This window comes from Methylobacterium sp. Leaf85 (assembly GCF_001422125.1).
GTDB classification, from domain to species: domain Bacteria; phylum Pseudomonadota; class Alphaproteobacteria; order Rhizobiales; family Beijerinckiaceae; genus Methylobacterium; species Methylobacterium bullatum.
Genome location: NZ_LMME01000012.1, coordinates 174,843 through 194,802, shown reverse-complemented (window position 1 = coordinate 194,802; position 19,960 = coordinate 174,843). Strand labels below are relative to the sequence as shown.

Annotated in this window: 22 protein-coding genes; 8 read left to right on the top strand and 14 right to left on the bottom strand. The window is 66.7% G+C overall.

What is annotated here, in order from left to right; all coding sequences use genetic code 11:
* Positions 1–132: 132 nt before the first annotated feature.
* From ASF08_RS09655 to ASF08_RS09645, 3 genes are all read left to right on the top strand, one after another.
* Positions 133–882, top strand: coding sequence for an electron transfer flavoprotein subunit beta/FixA family protein (locus ASF08_RS09655; protein WP_018042663.1), 750 nt, complete (start codon positions 133–135; stop codon positions 880–882).
* 128 nt (positions 883–1,010) lie between these two features.
* Positions 1,011–1,961, top strand: a complete 951-nt coding sequence (locus tag ASF08_RS09650) for an electron transfer flavoprotein subunit alpha/FixB family protein (protein WP_056144290.1) — start codon at positions 1,011–1,013, stop codon at positions 1,959–1,961.
* A gap of 210 nt (positions 1,962–2,171) precedes the next feature.
* A complete protein-coding gene (locus ASF08_RS09645; RefSeq protein ID WP_018042661.1) occupies positions 2,172–3,053 on the top strand; it encodes a 3-hydroxybutyryl-CoA dehydrogenase in 882 nt (293 codons plus the stop codon).
* A gap of 196 nt (positions 3,054–3,249) precedes the next feature.
* Here ASF08_RS09645 and ASF08_RS09640 read toward each other — a convergent pair whose 3' ends face one another.
* From ASF08_RS09640 to upp, 3 genes are all read right to left on the bottom strand, one after another.
* Entirely contained in the window at positions 3,250–3,552 is a 303-nt protein-coding gene (locus ASF08_RS09640; protein WP_056144286.1) for a hypothetical protein, read from the bottom strand.
* Between the two features lie 169 nt (positions 3,553–3,721).
* Positions 3,722–4,738: an NAD(P)H-quinone oxidoreductase gene (locus ASF08_RS09635; RefSeq protein ID WP_056144282.1), complete on the bottom strand. Its 1,017-nt coding sequence runs from the start codon at positions 4,736–4,738 to the stop codon at positions 3,722–3,724.
* Positions 4,739–4,823: 85 nt separating this feature from the next.
* Complete coding sequence (gene upp, locus ASF08_RS09630; protein ID WP_018042658.1) at positions 4,824–5,486, bottom strand: uracil phosphoribosyltransferase; 663 nt, start codon at positions 5,484–5,486, stop codon at positions 4,824–4,826.
* A gap of 214 nt (positions 5,487–5,700) precedes the next feature.
* Here upp and ASF08_RS09625 point away from each other — a divergent pair, with 214 nt between their 5' ends.
* Entirely contained in the window at positions 5,701–5,967 is a 267-nt protein-coding gene (locus ASF08_RS09625; RefSeq protein WP_018042657.1) for a hypothetical protein, read from the top strand.
* A gap of 77 nt (positions 5,968–6,044) precedes the next feature.
* Here the strand turns inward: ASF08_RS09625 and ASF08_RS09620 are convergent, their stop codons facing one another.
* Both ASF08_RS09620 and ASF08_RS09615 read right to left on the bottom strand, forming a co-directional pair.
* On the bottom strand, positions 6,045–6,500 hold the full coding sequence (locus tag ASF08_RS09620) for a DUF2852 domain-containing protein (protein WP_056144279.1): 456 nt from the start codon (positions 6,498–6,500) through the stop codon (positions 6,045–6,047).
* A gap of 82 nt (positions 6,501–6,582) precedes the next feature.
* Positions 6,583–7,227, bottom strand: a complete 645-nt coding sequence (locus ASF08_RS09615) for a TetR/AcrR family transcriptional regulator (RefSeq protein WP_018042655.1) — start codon at positions 7,225–7,227, stop codon at positions 6,583–6,585.
* 195 nt (positions 7,228–7,422) lie between these two features.
* Here ASF08_RS09615 and zigA point away from each other — a divergent pair, with 195 nt between their 5' ends.
* Positions 7,423–8,643 (top strand): zinc metallochaperone GTPase ZigA, encoded by a 1,221-nt coding sequence (zigA, locus tag ASF08_RS09610; RefSeq protein ID WP_056144276.1) that lies wholly within the window; start codon positions 7,423–7,425, stop codon positions 8,641–8,643.
* Positions 8,643–8,972 (top strand): hypothetical protein, encoded by a 330-nt coding sequence (locus ASF08_RS09605; RefSeq protein ID WP_056144273.1) that lies wholly within the window; start codon positions 8,643–8,645, stop codon positions 8,970–8,972. Before zigA ends, ASF08_RS09605 begins: the two co-directional genes overlap by 1 nt.
* On the opposite strand, the gene ASF08_RS09600 is transcribed toward ASF08_RS09605, so the two are convergent.
* The 3 genes from ASF08_RS09600 to ASF08_RS09590 form a co-directional block, all read right to left on the bottom strand.
* Entirely contained in the window at positions 8,962–9,153 is a 192-nt protein-coding gene (locus ASF08_RS09600) for a DUF1192 domain-containing protein (RefSeq protein WP_056144270.1), read from the bottom strand. The genes ASF08_RS09605 and ASF08_RS09600 overlap by 11 nt on opposite strands.
* 29 nt (positions 9,154–9,182) lie before the next feature.
* Complete coding sequence (locus ASF08_RS09595; protein WP_056144266.1) at positions 9,183–10,097, bottom strand: alpha/beta hydrolase; 915 nt, start codon at positions 10,095–10,097, stop codon at positions 9,183–9,185.
* A gap of 82 nt (positions 10,098–10,179) precedes the next feature.
* The gene (locus tag ASF08_RS09590) at positions 10,180–11,061 is read right to left on the bottom strand and encodes a lytic transglycosylase domain-containing protein (RefSeq protein ID WP_156629525.1); all 882 of its coding nucleotides are present in this window, start codon (positions 11,059–11,061) and stop codon (positions 10,180–10,182) included.
* A 113-nt stretch (positions 11,062–11,174) separates the two neighbouring features.
* On the opposite strand from ASF08_RS09590, the gene ASF08_RS09585 reads away from it, so the two are divergent.
* Both ASF08_RS09585 and ASF08_RS09580 read left to right on the top strand, forming a co-directional pair.
* Complete coding sequence (locus ASF08_RS09585; protein ID WP_056144263.1) at positions 11,175–12,803, top strand: ABC transporter ATP-binding protein; 1,629 nt, start codon at positions 11,175–11,177, stop codon at positions 12,801–12,803.
* Positions 12,804–12,817: 14 nt separating this feature from the next.
* On the top strand, positions 12,818–14,038 hold the full coding sequence (locus ASF08_RS09580) for a phosphopentomutase (RefSeq protein ID WP_056144260.1): 1,221 nt from the start codon (positions 12,818–12,820) through the stop codon (positions 14,036–14,038).
* 33 nt (positions 14,039–14,071) lie between these two features.
* Here the strand turns inward: ASF08_RS09580 and ASF08_RS09575 are convergent, their stop codons facing one another.
* From ASF08_RS09575 to ASF08_RS09550, 6 genes are all read right to left on the bottom strand, one after another.
* Positions 14,072–14,497 (bottom strand): acyl-CoA thioesterase, encoded by a 426-nt coding sequence (locus tag ASF08_RS09575; RefSeq protein ID WP_056144257.1) that lies wholly within the window; start codon positions 14,495–14,497, stop codon positions 14,072–14,074.
* A gap of 130 nt (positions 14,498–14,627) precedes the next feature.
* A complete protein-coding gene (locus tag ASF08_RS09570; RefSeq protein WP_147829007.1) occupies positions 14,628–15,152 on the bottom strand; it encodes a hypothetical protein in 525 nt (174 codons plus the stop codon).
* A 236-nt stretch (positions 15,153–15,388) separates the two neighbouring features.
* Positions 15,389–17,167: a pyrroloquinoline quinone-dependent dehydrogenase gene (locus tag ASF08_RS09565; RefSeq protein ID WP_244474493.1), complete on the bottom strand. Its 1,779-nt coding sequence runs from the start codon at positions 17,165–17,167 to the stop codon at positions 15,389–15,391.
* Positions 17,168–17,202: 35 nt separating this feature from the next.
* A complete protein-coding gene (locus ASF08_RS09560) occupies positions 17,203–17,763 on the bottom strand; it encodes an ankyrin repeat domain-containing protein (RefSeq protein ID WP_056144247.1) in 561 nt (186 codons plus the stop codon).
* Positions 17,764–17,792: 29 nt separating this feature from the next.
* Positions 17,793–18,851 carry an SDR family oxidoreductase gene (locus tag ASF08_RS09555; RefSeq protein WP_156629534.1) on the bottom strand — a complete coding sequence of 353 codons (1,059 nt, stop codon included), beginning with the start codon at positions 18,849–18,851 and terminating at the stop codon, positions 17,793–17,795.
* Positions 18,852–18,980: 129 nt separating this feature from the next.
* Complete coding sequence (locus tag ASF08_RS09550) at positions 18,981–19,811, bottom strand: transglutaminase-like domain-containing protein (RefSeq protein WP_056144241.1); 831 nt, start codon at positions 19,809–19,811, stop codon at positions 18,981–18,983.
* Between the last annotated feature and the right edge of the window lie 149 nt (positions 19,812–19,960).

Sequence of the window (19,960 nt, the reverse complement as noted above, 5' to 3'; positions counted from 1 at the left end):
CAAGTCTGAAATCCCCCCGTTACGGTCCGCCGCTTCATTCCAAGAGGGTGCCCGGACCTTCGACCGCGTCGAAGGCCCCTCGCGCGCTGCGCCGGCCCTTGCCAAGAAAATCATTGGAGGATTGTGACCGCCATGAAGGTTCTGGTGCCCGTCAAGCGGGTCGTCGACTACAACGTCAAGATCCGCGTCAAGGCCGATGGTTCGGGTGTCGAACTCGCCAACGTCAAGATGTCGATGAATCCCTTCGACGAGATCGCCGTCGAAGAGGCGATCCGTCTCAAGGAAAAGGGCAAGGCGACCGAGATCGTCGCCGTGTCCATCGGCCCGCAACAGGCGCAGGAGACGTTGCGCACGGCTCTGGCCATGGGTGCCGACCGGGCGATCCTGGTGAAGACCGACGGTCTCGTGGAGCCGCTGGCGGTGGCCAAGATCCTGAAGGCAATCGTCGAGAAGGAGGCCCCCGGCCTCGTCATCCTCGGCAAGCAGGCCATCGACGACGATTCCAACCAGACCGGACAGATGCTGGCCGCCCTGCTCGACTGGCCACAGGGCACCTTCGCCTTCAAGCTCGAGTTCGGCGAGGGTTCGATCGACGTCACCCGTGAGGTCGATGGCGGCCTGCAGACCGTCACCCTCGCCCTGCCGGCGATTGTGACCACGGATCTGCGCCTGAACGAGCCGCGTTACGCGTCGCTGCCCAACATCATGAAGGCGAAGAAGAAGCCTCTCGAGGAGCTCAGCCCCGATGCCCTCGGCGTCGATGTGACGCCGCGTGTCAAGGTGCTGAAGACCGTCGAGCCGGCCGGACGCAAGGCGGGCATCAAGGTCGGCTCCGCGGCCGAACTCGTCCAGAAGCTGAAGGGCGAAGCCTCGGTCATCTGAGCTTCGCGCTCGCGCATCGGCCGTCGCAGGATGGCCGATGCCGGCCCACAATCCCTCCCTTCGGCCGCAGACCGGCGCGACGCCGCGACGGATGCCAGGCCGCACCGCAATGAGGTTCGACGCATAGCATGGCCATTCTCCTCCTCATCGAGCACGATAACGGCGCCGTGCGCGACGCCAGCCTGAAGGCACTCTCCGCCGCCAAGGAAATCGGCGGACCGATCCACGCCCTGGTGGCCGGGGCCGGAAGCCGTCCCGCAGCGGACGCCGCCGCCGCTCTCGACGGTGTCGACAAGGTGCTGCTGGCCGAAGACGCCGCCTACGACCACGCCCTGGCCGAGCCGACGGCCGCGCTGATCGTCTCGCTCGCGGGCGATTACGACGTGATCATCGCCGCCGCCTCCACCACAGGCAAGAACGTGCTGCCGCGCGTGGCCGCCCTCCTCGACGTGGCGCAGATCTCGGACATCATGAGCGTGATCTCGCCCGACACGTTCGACCGGCCGATCTATGCAGGCAACGCGATCCAGACCGTCCAGGCCGCCGAGGGCAAGAAGGTCATCACGGTCCGCATGGCGGCGTTCAAGGCCGCTGCCGCCGGGGAATCGACGGCCCCGGTGGAGCCGGTCTCGGCGAGCGCGCCGGCTTCCTCCAAGTCGACCTTCAAAGGCGAGGAGATCGCCCAGTCCGACCGGCCCGAACTGGCCGCTGCCAAGATCATCGTCTCGGGCGGCCGCTCGCTCGGCTCCTCGGACAAGTTCAAGGAGCTCATCGAGCCACTGGCTGATGCCCTCGGCGCGGCGGTGGGTGCCTCGCGCGCCGCCGTGGATGCGGGCTACGCCCCGAACGACTGGCAGGTCGGCCAGACCGGCAAGGTCGTGGCACCGGACCTCTACGTGGCAGTGGGCATCTCCGGCGCGATCCAGCATCTGGCCGGAATGAAGGATTCGAAGGTCATCGTCGCCATCAACAAGGACGAGGACGCGCCGATCTTCCAGGTGGCGGATTACGGCCTCGTCGGCGACCTGTTCCAGATCGTCCCCGAGCTTCAGGCCGAGATCGCCAAAGCCAAGGGCTGATCCCGGGTCCCTGAACCACGACAGGACTTCGCCGCGGGCATCCGCGGCGGAGTTCTTTTCCCATTTAAGCGCTTGCCCGGGCTGCACCTCAGCGAGAAAATGATCTAGGAATTTTGTGCGCCGCATTTCAATTGCGGTGCCAACGCCTCGATCGCTAGGCGGGCGTTCTGCGGCCGAACCGGCCGCGCCTCAGGGGTGCGAGTTCAAGCGATGGCCATCGAGATCAAGACCGTCGGAATCATCGGCGCCGGCCAGATGGGAAGCGGCATCGCCCATGTCTGCGCCATGGCCGGGTTGGACGTGCGGCTGAACGACCGTGACACCGCCCGCATCCATAGCGGGCTCGCGACGATCGACGGCAATCTGGCACGTCAGGTCTCCAAAGGCACGATCACCGATGAGCAGAGGCGCAGTGGCGTTGCCCGTATCCTCGCCGCCGAAAGCTACGACGACCTCGCCCCCTGCGATCTCGTCATCGAGGCGGCGACGGAAGACGAGGCGACCAAGCGCCAGATCTTCACCGCCCTGTGCCCGTCGCTGAACCCTGATGCCATCGTGGCGACCAACACGTCGTCGATCTCGATCACGCGCCTCGCAGCCGCGACCGACCGGCCGGAGCGGTTCATCGGCATCCATTTCATGAATCCGGTTCCGGTCATGCAGCTCGTGGAGCTGATCCGGGGCATCGCCACGGCGGACCCGACTTACGTCTCCGCCAAGGCCTTCATCGCCAAGCTCGGCAAGACCTCCACCATGTCGGAGGATTTCCCGGCCTTCATCGTCAACCGCATCCTGCTGCCGATGATCAACGAGGCGATCTATACGCTCTACGAGGGCGTCGGCTCCGTGGAGGCCATCGACACCGCGATGAAGCTCGGCGCCAACCATCCGATGGGCCCGCTGCAGCTGGCCGATTTCATCGGTCTCGATACCTGCCTCTCGGTGATGCAGGTGCTCTACGAAGGGCTGGCGGATTCGAAGTACCGCCCCTGCCCGCTTCTGGTGAAATATGTCGAAGCCGGCTGGCTCGGCCGGAAGACGAAGCGCGGCTTCTACGATTATCGCGGCGAAGTCCCGGTTCCGACCCGCTGAGAGACGGCAGTCCGTGAAAGCTCAGGCCCCGAGTGAGGGTCGTGGCTCATCGGGCGAAGACATCTTGCGATGGATCTCGCCAGATCAACGACGCTTCTCAATAAAAAACGCTACGGCTTCGAAGCGGTTAAGTCCGCCGCAATGCCGTAGCGCGCTGTCGTCGTTGCCGGTCGTTAGAACCGACATGACGTCTGGCCTATTTCTGGCCACCGTTAGCCGACGGCTGGGCCGGCGCCGGGTAGGCCGGGTTACCGGCGGGAACGTTGCCGGTGTTCGCGGACGACGCTCCGTTTCCGGCTCCATTCACGGAACCGGTGACTTGAGCGCGGGAGGCGTCCTGGCTCTGCGACGCGTAGTCCTTCGGGGAATTTGCACCCTGCCAAGTCATCAGACCGGTGATCGCGATGGCGAGGAGGACGAGGCTGCCGATCAGGACGTAGAGGACCGGCTTGCCCTTCTTGCCTTGACGTGCGTTCTGGCCGTCGAGTCGTTCTGCCATGGAAAACCTTTCGGAGCTCGGCCGAGTGCGGCCGTCATGTTCAACCTGAGACATTGATGTCCCATCTGGTGAGTTGAACGCGACGGCCGAGCTCCCTGTTCCGACGCGATCCGCCCTGGCGGTGGCATCTGACGGAAAAGCCGCACCGCTATCGAGGTGAAGTCCTGCTTCAGCGCCCGGTCTTCAGCATGATCTTGCCGAGATGCACGCTCGACTCCATGAGCGCATGGGCCTCGGACGCCTTCTCCAAAGGGAAGGTGGCGTGGATGATCGGCTTCATCCGGCCGTCGGCGAGGAGTGGCCAGATGTCCCGACGCAGTCCCTCGGCGATGGCCGCCTTCTCCGCTTTGGGACGCGCCCGCAGGGTCGCACCGGTAAATGTGAGCCGCTTCATCATGATCGGCGTCATGCTGAAGCTCTCGACCTTGTAGCCTCGCATGAAGGCGATCTGCACGAGGCGTCCCTCGATCGCCAGGGAGGCGAGGTTGCGGGCGAGGTAGGGCGCGCCCACCATGTCGAGGATGACGTCGACGCCCTTGCCCTCGGTGAGGCGCTTGATCTCCTCGGCAAAATCCGTCTCGCGGTAATTGATCGCCTCGTCGGCGCCGAGCTCCTTGCAGAACGTGCATTTCTCGGTCGAGCCGGCGGTGGCGAAGACCCGCGCGCCGTGCAGCTTCGCCATCTGGATCGCCGTAGAACCGATGCCGCTCGATCCGCCATGGACGAGGAAGCTTTCGCCCGGCTTCAGGCGTCCGCGCTCGATAACGTTGCTGTAAACGGTGAAATAGGTCTCCGGCAGTCCGGCGGCCTCGATCAGCGAGAGCGGAGCCGGGCGTGGCAGGCATTGTCCGGTCTCGGCCACGGCGAATTCGGCATATCCGCCGCTGATGGTGAGGGCGCAGACCTCGTCGCCGATGGCGAAGCCCTCAGCCCCCTCGCCGAGGGCCGCGATCCGGCCGGCGACTTCGAGGCCCGGGATTTCGGTGGCGCCCTTCGGCGGCGGATATTTGCCTTCGCGTTGCTGGATGTCGGGCCGGTTCACGCCGGCCGCGACCACTTCGATGAGCACCTGGCCGGAACCGGGCTGGGGCAGCGGCACCGTCTCGAGCCTCAGGACGTCCGGCCCACCTGCTCCCGCGAACCGGATCTGGCGCATGGTCTCTGGCAGGTCTGGGCTTGACGTCATCGCATCACATCTCCGGTTGGCGTGACCCGTCATGTGCGGCCGGAGGGCGGGTTGGCAAGGGCGCAGTTGGTAAGCGAGGACTGTCTCAACGGGTGCCGTACATCCGGTCGCCGGCATCCCCGAGGCCGGGCACGATATAGCCGTGGTCGTTGAGGTGGCTGTCGATGGAGGCGGTCCAGACCGGCACGTCGGGATGCCTCGCCTGGAGCTTGGCGACGCCTTCCGGCGCGGCGAGAAGGCAGACGAAGCGCAGGTCGCGCGCGCCGCGCTGCTTCAGGAGGTCGATGGCGGCGATGGCCGAATTGGCCGTGGCGAGCATAGGGTCGAGGACGAGGACGGTGCGGTCGGCGAGGTCGGACGGTGCCTTGAAATAGTATTCCACCGCCTCAAGCGTCTCGGGGTCGCGATAGAGCCCGACATGGGCGACGCGCGCGGAGGGCACCAGCGAGAGCATGCCGTCGAGAAAGCCGACGCCCGCGCGCAGGATCGGGGCGAGAACCAGCTTCTTGCCCGCGATCTGCGGCGCTTCCATCGCCTGGATCGGCGTTTCGATGGTCACCCGCTCCAGGGGAAGGTCGCGGGTGACCTCATAGGCGAGGAGCATCCCGATCTCGTTGAGGATCTGGCGGAAGCCCTTGGTCGAGCGCTCCTTCTGTCGGAGCAGGGTCAACTTGTGCTGGACCAGGGGATGGTCGACCACCGTGACCGTCGCGCGGATCTCCGCGCCGGTAACGTCCGTATTCGCCATCGCCTTCACTCCCCCGAGAAGCGGCCCACCGTGCCACGAGCGGCACCGGACCGACCCCACGCTCTTTTGAACTCCCGCCCTTATGGCCCCCCGGGGCATGAAAATCCGATAAAGAAGCGCGGCCATGACGCGGTGGGGGCGCGTCCCGGTCGTCGGAGCGAGGCAAACAGGGTGGTCCGGATCGTCGATGAAACTTATCCGAAACAGCACGCCCATGAGCAAGTCCGCCCGGAACGACAGGGTCCGCTATCGCGCGACGTTTCTCAACACGCTCGGGGCGTCCCTGGTGATGGTCGGCTTCTTCCTGCCGGGGATGCGGCTCTACGAGGGGTATGACCACCGCCTGTCCCGCGCCGAGGCGTGGAGCGTCTCGCTGCGGTTCTTCCAGACCGAGCCGGGTGCGGTGAGCGTGACGGCGCTGATCCTCGGCTTCTGCCTGCATTTCATTGCCCTGCATCACCTGAAGAAACTGCAGGATTGATCGGGCCACTGGACGAACGAAAAAGGGCTCCCGGCATTGCTGCCGGAAGCCCTCCGTGACCCCGGATGGGGTATCGATCAGACGTTCTGCGTCGGGCCGCTCGTATTACGCTTGGCCATGAAGGCGTCGAACTGCTCGCGGTCCTTGGCGCGCTTCAGTTCTTCCACAAACTCGGCGAAGGCACGGCTCTCCTCCTGCAGCGCCTTGCGCTGGGCATTGAGCCGGTCGAGTTCGGCGCGGCGGTAATCGTCGAAGGCGAGGTTACCGGTGCCGCGCAGATCCGCGGCCTCGAACGCCTGAGCGAAGCGCGATTTGCGCATGCCCGCCTGCCAATCGGACCCACGGCCGATCATGCCGCGCAGTTCGGACAATGCCGGGTAACCCGCCACCTTCCAGGCGATGTAGGCCGCCGCCAGCGGCCACCAGTAGAAGAACGCGACGACGACGGCGCCGATCTCGAAAGAGCGGCGGGGAAACGGACCGCTGCGGCAGGCTTTGCCGGTGGCCCAGGGAGAGGTCGAGGAAAAGCTCACGGCTCACAGCTCCGATGTTAATGTGAACCACATTTACTTGCGAACGCGACGTGGTGGTTTCAAGGGTCGTTCTCAGAGAGTGTCAGGCCGAGTGTCGGGGACGACCCGCGCCATGGACGAGGGCCAGCACGCCGGCGCGTAACAGCTCGTATTTGTCTGGCATGCCCGGCCCCTTCGGCAGATGGCCGGAGGCCGAGAGCGTGGCGAGCCCGTGCGAGAGGGCCCAGACTTCCAGGGCGACGAAACGAGGCTCGACTCCGCCGAAGCCATCCGGAAACGTCGATTTCAGCGCTTCGAGCAGAAGGTCGAAGGGGCTGGGCCTCGGCGGGACGTCGGAGGCTGCTTGCTCCGCCGTCATCGGGGCGCCACGCGTCTCGAAGATGGCGGCATAATAGCCGGGCTCTTCCTCCGCGAAGGCAAGATAGGCCTCCCCCATTCGGGTGAAGCGCTCCAGTGGTGTTCCGCGTGAGGTGAGGGAGCGTGCCAGACGCTCGGCGAGGTCGGTGAAGCCACGGCCGGCCACCTCCTCCAGCAGAGCTTCGCGACCCCGGAAATGGCGATAGAGCGCGGCCGGTGTCACGCCGACGAGGCGTGCCGCATCTACCAGGGTGAAACCGCCCACCCCACGTTCGGCGATGAACCGGCGCGCCGCTTCGATCAGCGCCTCTTTGAGGTTGCCGTGATGGTAGCTTCGCCGGTCTCCCGGTCCTTCTCGCCAGGGTCGCACTGGATTCCATCCTCGGGCGATCGCCGGCCAGCGGCTGCACCTTTGCCGCGACTCTGCCGGGATGGCCCTCCCCTAACACGCGGAGCGCGCTTTTCGACCCTCCTCTGTCTACCCGTGGACAGAGATTTTCGAACGGCGATTGACAGGCACGATCCTACAAAATGTAATGGTATTACATTGCATTGTGGATATCTGATGAGCCAGCGCGATCACCGTCTCCCCGTCACCGTCCTTTCCGGCTTTCTCGGTGCCGGCAAGACGACGCTGTTGAACCACATTCTCAACAACCGCGAGGGGCGACGCGTCGCCGTGATCGTCAACGACATGAGTGAGGTGAATATCGACGCCGCCTTCATCCGCGAGGGCAGCGCCAACCTCTCTCGCACCGACGAACGCCTGGTGGAGATGACCAATGGCTGCATCTGCTGCACGCTGCGGGACGACCTCCTGGCCGAAGTCCGGACGCTCGCGGAGGAAGGGCGGTTCGATTACCTCCTGATCGAAGGCACGGGCATCGCCGAGCCGCTGCCGGTGGCGAGCACCTTCTCCTTCCGCGACGAAGACGGGGCTGCGCTGAGCGACGTCGCTCGCCTCGACACCATGGTCACCGTGGCCGACGCGGTGAGTCTCCTGCGCGATTACGGTTCGACGGCGTTCCTGCGCGACCGGGGCCAGACCGCGGGAGAGGAGGATGCCAGGACCCTCGTCGACCTTCTCGTGGAGCAGATCGAGTTCGCCGATGTGGTCGTCGTCAACAAGGCGGGTGATGTCGGGGCGGATCAGCTCGCTCTGGTCCGCTCGGTGATACGCGGGCTCAATGCCGATGCCCACATCGTCGAGGCTTCCCATGGCCGCGTCGCGCTCGATCGGGTTCTGGATACCGGCCTGTTCAGCGAAGAGAAGGCGCAGGAGCACCCGCTCTGGTTCAAGGAGCTCTACGGCGCCCCCGAGCATGTCCCCGAAACCGAGGAATACGGAATCGGCTCCTTCGTCTACCGCGCCCGCCGTCCCTTCGCCCCCGAGGCGTTCGACGCTTTCACCAAGGCGACATGGCCGGGCCTCATCCGCGCGAAGGGGCATTTCTGGCTGGCGACGCGCCCGGACTGGGTCGGCGAATTCTCCCTCGCGGGTTCCATCGCGCGGGTTTCACCGATGGGGGCATGGTGGGCCTGCGTGCCGAAGGCGCGCTGGCCGGAGGATACGGAGTGGCGTATTCACCTGTCCCGGAACTGGAGCGAGCCCTGGGGCGACCGCCGCCAGGAACTCGTCTTCATCGGGACGGGTCTCGACGAGGAAGCGATCACCGCCGCACTCGATGCCTGCCTGGTCGGTTCCGAGGATGTGACGCGGTTCGATCCGGCGCCGTACCGCGCCCTGCCCGATCCGTTTCCCGCCTGGCAGCGTGCCGCCGCCTGATGGCGTTTCTTTCTTTGAAGGATGCCCGCGCTCGCTCGGCCGCACGCTCTGCCGATGCGGCGAGGCTGAAAGGCGAGCTTCGCCTGGGTCTCGGGCTCGGCGAGGATGACGTCCTTGCCGTCAACGAAATCGCCTGTGGCGAGCCCGGCTGCGCCGATCGCGAGACCATCGTCCTGGTGATGCGGGTCGGCGAGCCGACGCGGGTGCTGAAGATTGCGCGTGGACTCGAGGCGGTCGTGGCCGATGACATCGCCCGGCTGGGGGCGGAAGAGGATGCCATGAGGCGGGAGGGCGCGGCCCCGCCCGGAGCTTCCGCGCCTATAGTTTGAAAATCGAGGATGCCCGGTCCAGGGCGGTCTTCTTGCCCGTTCGGGCCGATTCCAGGCGCTCGATCTCGGCACGCAGCAGGGCGATCCGCTCGGCGATCTCGTCGAGGGAGAGAGTGTCGAGGTTCTCGCCGATCGTATGGGAGACCGTGCGCTTCGGCCGGTCCATGTCGTCGTCGCGCATGGCTTGTCCCCCTGTCATCCGGCGCTCGCCTAACGGTCCCACCGCGAGACCGAGCGAACGTGCTGCTGAGTGCCGGCATATTGCTTGAGGAATGTCGTCATTTCCGACAGTTCCGGCGCCTTCGAACGGAAGGTGACTGAGAGGGCCAGAAGCGTGTCGGCATGATCGAGACCGGGATAGATCCGCTCCTGCACCGGCACGCGCACCGCGCGCAATCGCGCCGCGAGGCTCTGGGTGTTCTGCGGGCGCACGATGGTGTCGTTGTCTCCGCTGGCGAGGAAGGCTGGGGGCGAATGAGGACCGGCGAAGGTGATCGGCTGCGTCGCCGCCGGATCGGGGGCCTGTCCGAACACGTCGCGCGAGGTGTCCTGGTCGAAAGGATGGAAGTCATAGGGGCCGGACAGACCGGCCACGGCCCGGATCACCTTCGGGTCGACCCCCGCCTTGCGCAGGTAGCGCGGATCGAGGCCGAGCATCATGGCATTGTAGGCCCCGGCCGAATGGCCCGCGAGGACGATGCGGCGTGGGTCGCCGCCATATTCGGCGATGTTGTCGCGAACCCAGGCGATGGCGGCGGCGCCGTCATCGAGGAAGTCGGGGAACCGGACTTCCGGATAGACCCGGTAATCGGGGATGACGGTGACGAAACCCTGGGCCGCCAGGGCCTGACCGACGAATTCGTAATCGTCCTTCGCGCCCGATTTCCACGAGCCGCCATAGAAGAAGACCAGGACCGTCGCATCCGCCGCGCCGCCGACGGGCGTGAAGACATCGAGGCGCTGCCGCGGATGGGTGCCGAAGGCGGCGCTCTTCTGGGCGAGCCTGCCGCCCTGGTCGCGTGGGCCGATGGCATCGAAGAGGGCGAGGGGCGAACAGGCCGTGACCCCGAAGGCGGCCAGTGCGAGGCAGGCGAGAGTGGCGAAGGCGGCGAAAGCGCGGGTCATGCATCTCTCAAACGGGGAAACGAAGACCCGAATGACACGTGCCGCACGGCGGATTCATGACCGGAAAAAGGGTTTTTCGGATTCAGGTACGCAGCACGATGCAGGCGCCCCCGACCTTGCGGATGCGGCCGCACAAGATATCGCCCGCCGCCCGGCTCTCGGCCGGGATGCGGACCCGGTAGAAGGCGCGCGTGCCGCGACTGCGCAGGCGCGTCCCGATGATCATCGGCCGCACCTCGCCGATCACGCCGGCATAGAGTTTCCGGGTGCGGGAGAAGCTCTGGAGGGCGAGGGATTTCGAGAAATTCCCGGCGAGCTGAATGCCCCAAGGGGCGGCCGGCCCCTCGTTGCCGCCGAGGGCGAAGCGATCGCCGCGTGAGGGTATCCGCAACGCAGCGGTGACCTGCAGGCAGGTCTTCGGCGCTTCCGCCTTCGATGATTCCTTCTTGGGGGCTTCTGCCTCCCCCTCGGCACCGTTGACGGCCGCGCCCCCGCGCCAATCCTCGGCCGGTGCACCGGTGATCGCCATGACATAGGCGCGCGTCTCGGCGGGCAGGCCGCCCGTTCCGGCGAGCCAGCCCGAGACCCGGCCCGCGCCGCCGTTATAGGCCGCGGCCGCGAGGCCGAGATTTCCGAACTGGCGATTGAGATCGGCGAGGAGATGGGCGGCGTGCGGGATCGCCTGTTCGGGATCGAACGGGTCGGTCAGCCCGCGCTCGCGTGCCGTTCCCGGCATGAACTGCGCAACACCCTGCGCGCCCACCGGACTCACGGCCGTGACGCGAAAACTGCTTTCCCGCCAGATCAGCCGTGTCAGGAACGGCACGGGCAGGCCGCGCACCCTGGCTGAATCCTCGATCAGGCGGCAGAGCGCCTGCTCCACGGTCTCCGTCGCCACCTCGGCCGAGGCCGGCGCGGCGGCGAGGAGACAACAGGCGAGGATCAGGCTGCGGAGGGATGTCACGGGGCGTTTGTAATGCGGTCTGGCGCCGGATCAATCGCCGTTCGCCGATCTCATCGCGCCGCGCTATAAGAACCTCGGCTTCCCCAATCCGCGGACCCGGTGCCCTTCCCTCGATGACTGACACGCTGCTCGACGTCCAAGACCTGTCGGTCGCCTTTCGCTCGCGTGAGCGTGAGACGCTGGCGGTGGATCGCGTGAGCTTCACGATTCACAAGGGTGAGACCGTGGCCCTGGTCGGCGAGTCCGGGTCGGGCAAGTCGGTGACGGCCCTGTCGATCCTGCGTCTCCTCGATGGCAGCGCCGTCCATCCCGGCGGTCGCATCCTGTTCAAGGGACGGGACATTCTGGCCTTGCCGGAGCCGGAGCTGCGCAAGATCCGCGGTGCCGACATCACCATGGTGTTCCAGGAGCCGATGACCTCGCTCAATCCGCTGCACACGATCCAGCGGCAGATCGGCGAGGTTCTGGAGATTCATCGCGGCCTGTCCGGCCGCAAGGCCCGTGCCCGTATCCTCGAATTGCTCGAACTCGTCGGCGTCCGCGACGCCGAGCGGCGCATGGGCGCCTATCCGCACGAACTGTCTGGGGGGCAGCGCCAGCGCGTCATGATCGCCATGGCGCTCGCCTGCGAGCCGGACCTGCTGGTGGCGGACGAGCCGACCACCGCCCTCGACGTCACCGTGCAGGCGCAGATCCTGACATTGCTCGCCGACCTACAGAAGCGTCTCGGCATGTCGATGCTGTTCATCACCCACGATCTCGGCATCGTGCAGCGCATCGCCTCGCGGGTCTGCGTGATGCTCGCCGGCCGCATCGTCGAAGCGGGGCCGGTCGACGAGATCTTCGCCAAGCCCAAACACGAATATACCCAGCGCCTGCTCGCCTCGGAGCCGAAGGGGCGTGCGAACCCGGTTGCGGACGACGCTCCGCGCCTGCTCGAAGCCGGTCCGCTCAAGGTGTGGTTCCCGGTCCGCGAGGGGCTTCTCCGGCGCACCACTTTCCACGTGAAAGCGGTGGATGGTGTGTCCCTCGCCGTGCGCGAGGGGGAGACGATCGGGATCGTCGGGGAATCCGGATCGGGCAAGACCACTCTGGGGCTCGCCCTGCTGCGCCTCACCGGCAGCGAGGGCCCTATCGTCTTCCTCGGCCAGTCCATCGCCGGGCTCGGCCCCGGACCGATGCGACCGTTCCGCCGCGACATGCAGGTGGTTTTCCAGGATCCCTACGGCTCGCTCTCGCCGCGCATGACGGTGGCCGACATCGTCGCCGAGGGCCTCGTGGTACAGGGGGCGGTGAAGTCGCGGGCAGAGCGTCGCGCCGTGGTCGCCAAGGCGCTCACCGATGTCGGTCTCGATCCGGCGACGATGGATCGTTATCCGCACGAGTTCTCCGGCGGCCAGCGCCAGCGCATCGCCATCGCCCGCGCCATGGTGCTGAAACCCCGCTTCGTCGTCCTCGACGAGCCGACCTCGGCCCTCGACCGGTCGGTTCAGGCGCAGATCGTCACCCTGCTCCGCGACCTGCAGAAAGAGCGCAAGCTCGCCTACCTCTTCATCAGTCACGACCTCAAGGTCGTGCGCGCGTTGGCGAACTACGTGCTGGTGATGCAGAACGGCAAGGTCGTGGAGGAAGGCCCGGCGGAGGCCATCTTCGCCCGGCCGCAGACCGAATACACGAAGGCCCTGTTCGCTGCCGCCTTCGATCTCAACAGCGCCACCACCGAAGACGTGGTCCCGGCCTGAACACGACGGGACCCATGGCGCGCGTCTTTCTCATCGTCCTCGATTCGGTCGGCATCGGCGGAGGGCCGGACGCTGCCCGCTACGGCGACGAGGGCTCGGACACGCTCGGCCATATCGCGGAAGCCTGCACCGCCGGTGTGGGCGATCGCGAGGGCCTGCGAGGCGGCCCCCTCGCTCTGCCGAACCTGACGCGTCTCGGCCTCGGTCTCGCCGCCGAGGGGGCGAGTGGCCGCATCCCGCCCGGTCTCGATCCATCCGGTCCGGTCGTTGGGGCCTACGGCCATGCCACCGAGACCGCGCCCGGCAAGGACACGCCCTCCGGTCATTGGGAGATCGCGGGCGCCCCCGTCACCGAGGAATGGGGCTACTTTCCCGACAGGGTGCCGGCCTTCCCCACTGCGCTCACCCAAACGCTGATCGAACGGGGCGGACTCTCCGGTATCCTCGGCGATTGCCACGCCGCGGGCATCCCCATCGTCGAGCGTCTCGGGGCAGAGCATGTCCGGACGGGCAAGCCGATCTGCTACACCTCGGCCGACAGCGTCTTCCAGATCGCCGCCCACGAGGAAACGTTCGGGCTGGACCGGCTCTACGAGCTCTGTCGGACCGCCCGCGAGATCTGCGATCCCTACCGCATCGGCCGGGTCATCGCCCGCCCCTTCCTCGGTTCCGAGGAGACCGGTTTCCGGCGCACCGCGAACCGAAAGGATTTCGCCACGCAGCCGCCGGGCGAAACCCTCCTCGACCGCCTGAGCGAGCGGGGACGCGTCGTGGTCAGCGTCGGCAAGATCGGTGACATCTTCGCCCACCGCGCCACGGGCCGCGAGATCAAGGCCGCCGGCAACATTGCCTGCCTCGATGCGGCGCTGGCCGCGTTCCGCACCCTCCCCGAGGGCGGGCTGGTCTTCCTGAACCTGGTCGATTTCGACACGGAATACGGCCACCGCCGCGATGTGCCCGGCTACGCCGCCGAGCTGGAGCGCTTCGATGCGCGCGTGCCGGAGATCCATGCGGTGCTCGCGGAGGGCGATGTCTGCATCGTCACTGCCGACCATGGCAACGACCCGACCTGGCCGGGGACGGAGCATACCCGCGAGCAGGTACCGGTCCTGGCCTTCGGTCCCGGTCTTTCCGCCCGGTCACTCGGGCGTAGGGAAACCTTCGCGGATATCGGCGCCTCCATCGCCCACCATCTCGACGTCGGCGAATTGGGACGCGGTACATCGTGGTGGTGATACGGTCCCGCTCATTCCCGGCGGGAGCGAACCTCACACCTCCCAGGTCTCTTCCACTTCCGGCGGGATCGGCCTCGGACGGCGGTCGCTGCCGATGGCGACGAAGGTGAACAGGCCTTCCGTCACCTTCATGGTGGTCTCGCCTTCGCGCTCGCGGCGCCAGACCTCGACCTGGATGCGAAGCGAGGTGCGGCCGACCTTCACGATCCAGGCATAGATGCTGACCTCGTCGCCGACGATGACAGGGCGATGGAAGGCCATGGCATCCACGGAGATCGTGGCGCAGCGGCCCCGCGCGCGGCGCGCAGCGACGTTGCCCGCCGCCAGATCCATCTGTCCCATCAGCCAGCCGCCGAAAATGTCCCCGGCCGGATTAGTGTCCGCGGGCATCGCGATCGTGCGAACTACGGGAGAGCCGCGGTCGGTGGGCTGTCGCGTCTCGGAAAAATCGGTCGACATGGGGTGGTGCGGGCTCCCGTGATCTCGGCCGGCCAATGCAAGCGGCACGCCGCCTGTGTCCTCCTGTCACATCCGACCGGCGGCGAACAGGTGAGCCGCTTGAGGGGTGGCGGAGGTCGTCACGCCCTGATCACAGTCCGGACCGTCCTGTTCCTCCCTGCGCCGGCGAAGGCGGGCGCTTGCGCAGAATCACCGCCCCGCCCGCCAGCAGCGCGATGCAGAGCAGGGCGTAGGGCAGGCTCAACAGCAACAGGAAGAAGCCGACGCTCGCTTCATCACCGCTGGCGCCGCCAGGGTTCTGATCGAGAAGCCAGCCCAGGACGCCCGTGACCGCCAGGAGGACGATACCGTTCAGCAGGATGGCACCCCCGACGGCGAGGCAGCCCCAGCCGATGCGTCGACGCTCATCGCCCACGCGGGCAAGGAGGAGCGTCACGGCGATCACCACGGCGGCCTGAAGACCGATGGCGAGGAAAGGCAGCATGTCTAAAGCCGGTCCCGGCCAGGGTATGGCGGCATCCCGCATTCCGGGGTTGGGTCGGACCATCATACCGATGAGGGCGGTCAGGGCGGGGAAGATCACCCCGCCGATCGCCCAGCCCACGAACAGGCCGAAGACGCTACTGATGAGCCAGCGCCGGGTGTTGGGGTTCATGTGATCGCTTCCCGCCATTGGGCAAATGCGCTTCGCCCGGTCATCGCAAGCTGGCGTCCGTCGTACGCCGACCCCTCGATCATGCCGATTCTCGAACCCCTACCACGGTGGTTCGTAGCCTTGCAGGCCAAGCTTGCAGGAGGGAGGTCCGGCACGGAGTCGCCGCGGCCGAATGCGCCACGCTTAAAGGCGATGTGAAGTCCGTCGAGGCAGGCATGCAAAATGACGAGAGCCCGTCAGTCCGGCAGGGCGAACACGACGAGCGCGTCGCCCGTGCCGAAGCCCGAGCCCTTGGTGAAGGAGGCTCCACCGGCCGCCACCGCCACGTATTGCCGGCCCTCCAGCGAATAGGTGATCGGTGGCCCACCGATCCCAGCACCGCACTGGAACCGCCACAGCATCTCGCCATTGGCAGAGTCATGGGCGTCGAGATGGCCGTCCTCCTCGCCGGAGAAGACCAAGCCGCCAGCGGTAGCGAGGGTGCCGCCCGAAAGGCGGCTTCCCGCCTTGACCGACCACTTGATCGCGCCGCCCTTGGCGAGATCGACGGCCGTGAGCGTGCTGAAGGATGGCTCTCCCTTCGCTTCGCTCGTCTCGGTGAAGCGGATCTGCGGCCTGCTATTCGAGGCCGGGACGGTCCTCACCGTATAGGTGGTCGCGCCGTGCCGGACCTGGGCGTAGGCCATGCTCGTCGTCGGATCGAAGGCGACCGGATGCCAGGAGATCGCCCCGAGGGGACCGGGGCTGACCACGGTTCCGGTTTCTGTGGGCGGTGCGTAGAGGTTCTTTTGAGTCGTGAGCGGCGCGGACTTGCCGAGGAGCGTGCCGGTCGCCCGGTCGTGAACGTAGAGCCAGCCGGTCTTGCTCGCCTCGGCCACCGCCTTCACCGGACCCTGCGGCGTCGCGTAATCGAGCAGGAAGGGCGGGCTCGCGACGTCATAGCCCCATTCGTCGTGCGGGACCTGCTGATAGTACCAGCGCAGCGTGCCGGTCTTCACGTCGAGCGCAACGAGGCTCATCGTGTAGAGGTTGTCGCCGGGCCGCGAGAGGCCGAAATTCTGCGGTGCGGGGTTGCCGGTGCCGACATAGATCAGGCCGAGATCGGCATCGTAGGCCGGGGTCATCCAGAGCGAGCCACCGCCGACCTTCCAGGCCTCCCTCTGCCGGGGGGCGGCCGCCTTCTCGGCGGCGATGTCGCGGTTGAGCGGCACCCCATCGGCGGTCTTCTCGACGAAGCCGCCTTCCCAGCCATCCTCCTTGGTGACGTACCAGCGCCAGCGCTCCTCGCCGGTGGCCGCATCGTAAGCGGCGAGCCAGCCGCGGCGTCCGTAGCCGCCTTCGATCCCGACCACGGCGCCGCCGTCGAGCCCGCCCTTCTCGTCCTCCACGTGGAGGCCGTAACCGGCCCCGGCCACGCCGACGATGACGAGCCCGTCGGCCACGAGGGGCGGCATCTTGAACCCGAGCCGGCTCGATCCCTGGATCGCACCCGCGCCGAGCGTTCCGGCGAGATCGGAGGCGGTTTCGGACTCGCCCTCCTCCGGGCGGACGGCCTCATGGTCCCACAAGACCTTGCCTGTCTTGGCGTCGAGAGCGAGGACCCGCCCGTCCATGGTCGCCTCGAAGACCTTGCCGCCCGAGACCGCGACACCGCGATTCGAGGGCGGGCCGAAGATCTTCTCCGTCCGGGCCTTGTGGGTGTAGGTCCACATCACCCGGCCGGTCTTCGCCTCCAGGGCAGCCACGTGGTTCTGCGTGGTGGAGAGATACATCACGCCGTCCACCACCACCGGCTCGGCCTGGAAGTAGCCGGTGATCCCTGTCTGGAAGATCCAGGCCGGGCGCAGCTTGGCGACGTTGCCTCGGTCTATGACTGTAAGGGGCGAGAAATGCCGGTTGGTATGGTCTCGGCCGAACATCGGCCATTCCTCGGCGTGCGCACTTGGAGTGAGCGTCAGCGTGCCGGCCAGCAGGGACAGGGAGGACGCGCGCGCGATCGAAAGCCGAGTTGTCATGCCGCTTCGCCCCTGGTGAATCATGAAAACCCGGCTCAATCGATCACGAGTCGGGCGAGTCGTTCGGCGGCCTCGAGCTGAAACGGGGTATCCGCAGCATTCATGGAGCGGGCGAGATCGGCGGCGCTCTGCCCGTTTCCGTCGCGCTTGGTTGGGTCGGCGCCTTTCGACAGGAGCAGTTCCACCATCTCGGTGCGGTTGAACATGGCCGCCGTCATCAGCGCCGTACGCGTACCGGTTCCGGTGCCGTCGATAGTGGCGCCCTTCTCCAGCAACAGCTCGACGATGGCCATGTCGCCCTTGAAGGCGGCGCCGGCGAGTGGCGTCTGTCCGCGGTCGTTGGAGAGTTCGGGGTCGCCACCGTTGTCGAGGATGAGGCGCGTGGTCTCAACCTGCCCGTTATAGGCGGCCAGCATCAGCAGGCTGTCGCCCTTATCGTTGAGGAGGTTCGCCGGGAGCCCCTGTGCGAACAGTTTTGCCAACTCGTCCACATGCCCCGCCCGCGCGTATTGAAAGACCCGGCCCGCGAAGGCCAGGGTCTCCGAGTCGAGTTCGGGAAGCGCTGGGGTGGGCGAGGCCGGCATTTCAGATTGCATCGTCACTTTCTGTCTCAGTGAATGCTGTCTCAGGGAATGACTTTTTCGGCCCGCAGCCGGCCGAACAGGTCGAGGAAGCTGTCGTCGCTGGGCTGATAATCGAGGAAGCCGAGCCGGCGGCTGCGCGCCATGTCGGTGACAACCTCGATCGGACGGCCGAGATCCGCATCGGTGTGCCATGCGGAGGCGAGACGGTCGAGATCGGACTCGACCAAGCCATGGCGTTTCGCCAGCTCGGCCCAGACCGGCCCGTCCTGCGCCATCTGCTCCTCGAGTGGGGTCGGCGAGCCGGGATAGGGAGCCGGTTCGAGGCCGAACCATTCCGCGATGCGGCCCCACATCCACGACCAGCGGAAGACGTCGCCGTTGACCACGTTGAACGCGGTGTTCGCCGCGGCGGGATCGGTGGAAGCCCAGGCGAGATGACGGGCCAGCAGCCGCGCATCGGTGACGTCGGTCAGGCCGTTCCATTGCTGCGACGAGCCCGGGAACAGGAACGGCCGTCCGGTCTCTCGGCAGAGGGACGCGTAGACGGCCAGCGTCACACCCATGTTCATGGCGTTGCCGAGGGCATAGCCGACGATGGTGTGCGGACGGTGCACGCTCCAGCCGAATCCCTGGCGCTCGGCACCGGCGAAGACCTCATCCTCCTGCACGTAGTAGAAGTTCTCCACCGGCAGGCGGTCCTGGTCCTCGCGGAACGGCGTCTGCGGCAGCGTACCTTTCCCGTAAGCTTCGAAGGGCCCGAGATAATGCTTGAGCCCGGTCACCAGGGCCACGTGGCGCAACGGAGCGGATTGCAGGGCGTCGAGGAGGTTGCGCACCATGGCGCCGTTGACGCGGCAATTCTCGGCCTCGGTCGACTGCCGCATCCAGGTGGTGATGAACACATGCGTCGGCGCGAGGTCCGACAAGGCCGCCCGCAGGGAAGCAGGATCGGTGAGGTCCGCCGTCACCGGGGTCACACCCTCGATATCCACGGGCCGGCGTGCCAGACCCAGGACGTTCCAGCCCTCGGCGACGAGGTGACGGGCGAGGTTGTTGCCGACGATGCCGCTCGCACCGGCGATGAGCGCCGTACCCTTGATCCTGTCCGACATGCTGTCTCCAATAGAGGTGCATTCCTCCTCGGCCCATCCGATGGGGGGGACCGGCTAAGGAGGGAATGTGTCTACCGGAACGCGGGAGGTCGGATGTCGATCCGGCGTGGGTCCGCTTCAGGCGACGGGGGTCAGCTCGCCGGTCTCGCTGATCTCGTCGGTATGCACGTCGAAGCTCGCGAGCAGGGCCGTGCTGAAGCTCGTGGAGATCGCCACGTCGGTGGCGTCGCGGCCGCGCGCGATGAGGATGCGGCCGATGCGGCGCTTGTTGTTGCGGGCGTCGAAGGTGAACCAGCGCCCGTCGAGATAAACTTCGAGCCAGGCCGAGAAGTCACCCGGCGGCACCACGGGCACGCCGATATCCCCGAGATAGCCGGTGCAGTACCGCGCCGGGATGTTCATGCAGCGGCAGAAGGCCACGGCCAAATGGGTGAAGTCGCGGCAGACGCCGATCTTCTGGGTATAGGCCTCGTAGGCCGTACGGGTGGCGTCGGCCTGCTGGTAATCGAACTTGATGTGCCGATGCACGAAATCGTGGATCGCCTGGACCCGTGCCCAGCCCTCGGGTGTGGTCCCGAATAGGCCCCAGGCGATGTTCGAGAGCTTGTCGGTCTCGCAGTAGCGGCTTCCGAGCAGGAACGGCATGACGTCGTCCGGCAGATCCTGCACCGGATGCTGTTTCGCCTCGGGTACGAGCTCGTCCAGCTCGCCGGAATCTTCGATCATGAAATCGGCCGACACCGTGATCCGGCCACCGGGGGCGAGGATGCGGGTGCAGACGTTGCCGAACGGATCGAGGTAGCTGTGGGACTCCACCGGCGGCTCGATCGTCATCGTCTCCGGCGTCAGCAGGTCTCCCGCGCGCGAGGGATGGACGTTGAGCATCAAGGTGATCGGCGTCGGGCCGAACGTGTCGTAGCCGATCGTGTAGCCGGTCCGGATTTTCATAAGTTCGCTCGCATCAGGCAATGGGACAGGTGGGATCGCTACTCATTTCCACCCGCCGCCGGCGCGCTCCCGCGGCCTTCGGCCTTGCTCGAGCGAGGGGCGTCGAGGCGGCGACGGTCTGGTGCCGTCATGCTCGCCTCAGCCACCCT

Excerpts from the sequence above, each read along its gene's own strand:
- ASF08_RS09655 (WP_018042663.1), top strand. The coding sequence starts at position 133 with ATGAAGGTTCTGGTGCCCGTCAAGCGGGTCGTCGACTACAACGTCAAG.
- ASF08_RS09650 (WP_056144290.1), top strand. The coding sequence starts at position 1,011 with ATGGCCATTCTCCTCCTCATCGAGCACGATAACGGCGCCGTGCGCGAC.
- ASF08_RS09645 (WP_018042661.1), top strand. The coding sequence starts at position 2,172 with ATGGCCATCGAGATCAAGACCGTCGGAATCATCGGCGCCGGCCAGATG.
- ASF08_RS09640 (WP_056144286.1), bottom strand. The coding sequence starts at position 3,552 with ATGGCAGAACGACTCGACGGCCAGAACGCACGTCAAGGCAAGAAGGGC.
- ASF08_RS09635 (WP_056144282.1), bottom strand. The coding sequence starts at position 4,738 with ATGACGTCAAGCCCAGACCTGCCAGAGACCATGCGCCAGATCCGGTTC.
- upp (WP_018042658.1), bottom strand. The coding sequence starts at position 5,486 with ATGGCGAATACGGACGTTACCGGCGCGGAGATCCGCGCGACGGTCACG.
- ASF08_RS09625 (WP_018042657.1), top strand. The coding sequence starts at position 5,701 with ATGAGCAAGTCCGCCCGGAACGACAGGGTCCGCTATCGCGCGACGTTT.
- zigA (WP_056144276.1), top strand. The coding sequence starts at position 7,423 with ATGAGCCAGCGCGATCACCGTCTCCCCGTCACCGTCCTTTCCGGCTTT.
- ASF08_RS09605 (WP_056144273.1), top strand. The coding sequence starts at position 8,643 with ATGGCGTTTCTTTCTTTGAAGGATGCCCGCGCTCGCTCGGCCGCACGC.
- ASF08_RS09600 (WP_056144270.1), bottom strand. The coding sequence starts at position 9,153 with ATGCGCGACGACGACATGGACCGGCCGAAGCGCACGGTCTCCCATACG.
- ASF08_RS09595 (WP_056144266.1), bottom strand. The coding sequence starts at position 10,097 with ATGACCCGCGCTTTCGCCGCCTTCGCCACTCTCGCCTGCCTCGCACTG.
- ASF08_RS09585 (WP_056144263.1), top strand. The coding sequence starts at position 11,175 with ATGACTGACACGCTGCTCGACGTCCAAGACCTGTCGGTCGCCTTTCGC.
- ASF08_RS09580 (WP_056144260.1), top strand. The coding sequence starts at position 12,818 with ATGGCGCGCGTCTTTCTCATCGTCCTCGATTCGGTCGGCATCGGCGGA.
- ASF08_RS09575 (WP_056144257.1), bottom strand. The coding sequence starts at position 14,497 with ATGTCGACCGATTTTTCCGAGACGCGACAGCCCACCGACCGCGGCTCT.
- ASF08_RS09570 (WP_147829007.1), bottom strand. The coding sequence starts at position 15,152 with ATGAACCCCAACACCCGGCGCTGGCTCATCAGTAGCGTCTTCGGCCTG.
- ASF08_RS09565 (WP_244474493.1), bottom strand. The coding sequence starts at position 17,167 with ATGACAACTCGGCTTTCGATCGCGCGCGCGTCCTCCCTGTCCCTGCTG.
- ASF08_RS09560 (WP_056144247.1), bottom strand. The coding sequence starts at position 17,763 with ATGCAATCTGAAATGCCGGCCTCGCCCACCCCAGCGCTTCCCGAACTC.
- ASF08_RS09550 (WP_056144241.1), bottom strand. The coding sequence starts at position 19,811 with ATGAAAATCCGGACCGGCTACACGATCGGCTACGACACGTTCGGCCCG.